General features: G+C 35.0%; 1 protein-coding gene and 1 pseudogene. Both read left to right on the top strand.

Annotation, left to right across the window (positions count from 1 at the left end; genetic code table 11):
- Positions 1-748: pseudogene (locus tag JN080_RS28655) on the top strand (IS4 family transposase); the annotation flags it as partial.
- Between the two features lie 433 nt (positions 749-1,181).
- Positions 1,182-1,760 (top strand): cupin domain-containing protein, encoded by a 579-nt coding sequence (locus tag JN080_RS28660; RefSeq protein ID WP_256239334.1) that lies wholly within the window; start codon positions 1,182-1,184, stop codon positions 1,758-1,760.
- Positions 1,761-2,066: the final 306 nt, after the last annotated feature.

Raw genomic sequence — 2,066 nt, forward strand, 5'->3', positions numbered from 1 at the left:
GTAGCCAATATAATCAACTATCAAAAGAACTTGATTCCGTTTTTTCAGAGTTTAATATTAATAAGCACTTACGTCATGCAGGCATTAAAAAATCCTTTGGATTTAGTTGTTCATATTTGTTTCAACTTTTTTTTGTCTGATTTTCCAACACAAGAATTGGTTTTCTCTTCTTCAGTTAAAGAAAGCAGACCAATTCCCCGCCAAGGATACCGTATATCGTTTCTTAAACCAATCGACATTTAACTGGCGACGTTTTTTGCTTCTCTTGAGTACATTCTCTATTCATAAAGTAGAACGTCTAACAGACAAACGCCGTCCTAAAGTCTTTATTGTAGATGATTCATCATTTGATAGAAACCGTAGTAAAAAGGTGGAATTGCTGGCACGCTGCTTTGATCACGCCTCTCTTAAAATGCGCTTTTATAAGGGCTTTCGCATGTTGACTTTGGGTTGGTCAGATGGCTACACATTCATGCCAATTGACTTCTCTTTACTCAGTTCCAAGAAGTCTCAGATTAATGGAATCTCAGAAGAGATTGACAAGCGTACTTACGGTTATAAGCGCCGGAAAAATGCGTTGCAGTCAGAACCTGAACAGATTCCTGATATGATAAAGCGTGCTCTAGAAAATGGAATAACTGCCAGTTATGTGTTAATGGATTCTTGGTTTACCCTGCCTCCACTTGTCAAAGCCATTGTTGCACAAGGTTTAGACGTGATTGGCATGGTAAAAGAAACAAAACAGCGCCTTAAAACAGACAAATAAGAAATTCAAAAAGTTAATTCAAAGTCAACTTGAGCAGTGGTTCTCTTGCTTGCCTATTTATATCAAGGCTTATTTGCCAATTTCACTCTGCGAAAGTTGAGTTGTTAAGTTAAGCATTTTTACTTCTTAAAATTGCTTAACGTTGTAAATCCGCATTTTCCTGACCTCCCACCAACATTAACATAAATATCTATAATAGTACTGAAAACGACCGTTTATGGGACCAGAAATAAAAACTACAAAACTATCATAAAAAGTTCTAAATTTAGGTACCAAAAACCATGTCCGAAAACAAAGTTTCTTTATAAATTAAATTATCGTTTATGGTACCATAAATATGTTAATTTATATACAATTCCATAATATGCATGGAATGTCTTAGGCTACCCCAGCAAAGAAGGGAAGGAAATCATATATGGATTACACATCTCCTTCAACTCAATTCACTTTTGATGTAAATGCAAGTCCCTTTTTTAAAAAAGATAATCAAAATTATATTAATGTAGTAGGTGTCAAACAGTTAAATACACTGGAATATATGTCTTTACTGGATATTTTCCTAAGTACTAACAATATTGTAGAACCACATTATCACCAAAACGCAGCAGAGCTAGTGTATTGTATTTCTGGAGCAGTTTTAGTTTCATTACTAAATCCTTTCACTAAACAAATTCTCAATTACCAGCTCACACCAGGTCAGGTTGCAAATATTCCACAAGGATGGTGGCATTATCAAATGGCTACTGTTGATAACACACACTTTTTATCAATCTTTAATGCACCGTCTCCTGAGGTTATTTTTGGTTCCGATATCTTAAGGTTAACGCCTCCGGATGTTATGGCTCATACCTATGGACTTGATGTCAATCTATGGCGAAAAGCAATTGAACCAATTAAAGCCTCAACATATATAGGTCCTCCTAATAACAAAAAATTTGCAAGTACCACTTATCAAAATCCACAATATAATCAGTTCTATCAAAATCCTTTTTAGCAATATTAGCAACATCAATATTGGGATAGATAAATAAAGCGATTTTTTTAAGTATGGAAAATTCCATACTTTTTTATGTCGCCCTTTTCATCAAATGCTTCCTATTATTAACTAATCCCCGTTCAAAAAAGAAGCCACCAATTTGGCAGCTAAAACTTTACCCCTAGGGACCCTTCAGTCTGTCATAAAGGAACAAAAAGGGGTAAGTCCGAGATAAGTCCAAAAACTCATGATAGATAGAAAAAATGTAAAAAGGGCTCAAAGGCCCTTCATTTAAGCTGTTTTAAGTTCTAACCCCAACTTTCC

Origin of the sequence: Bacillus sp. EB600 (genome assembly GCF_024494385.1) — a bacterium.
Taxonomy (GTDB): domain Bacteria; phylum Bacillota; class Bacilli; order Bacillales; family Cytobacillaceae; genus JAEVLT01.

Bases quoted from the DNA above. Each gene is read 5' to 3' on its own strand.
- JN080_RS28660 (WP_256239334.1), top strand. From the start codon at position 1,182: ATGGATTACACATCTCCTTCAACTCAATTCACTTTTGATGTAAATGCA.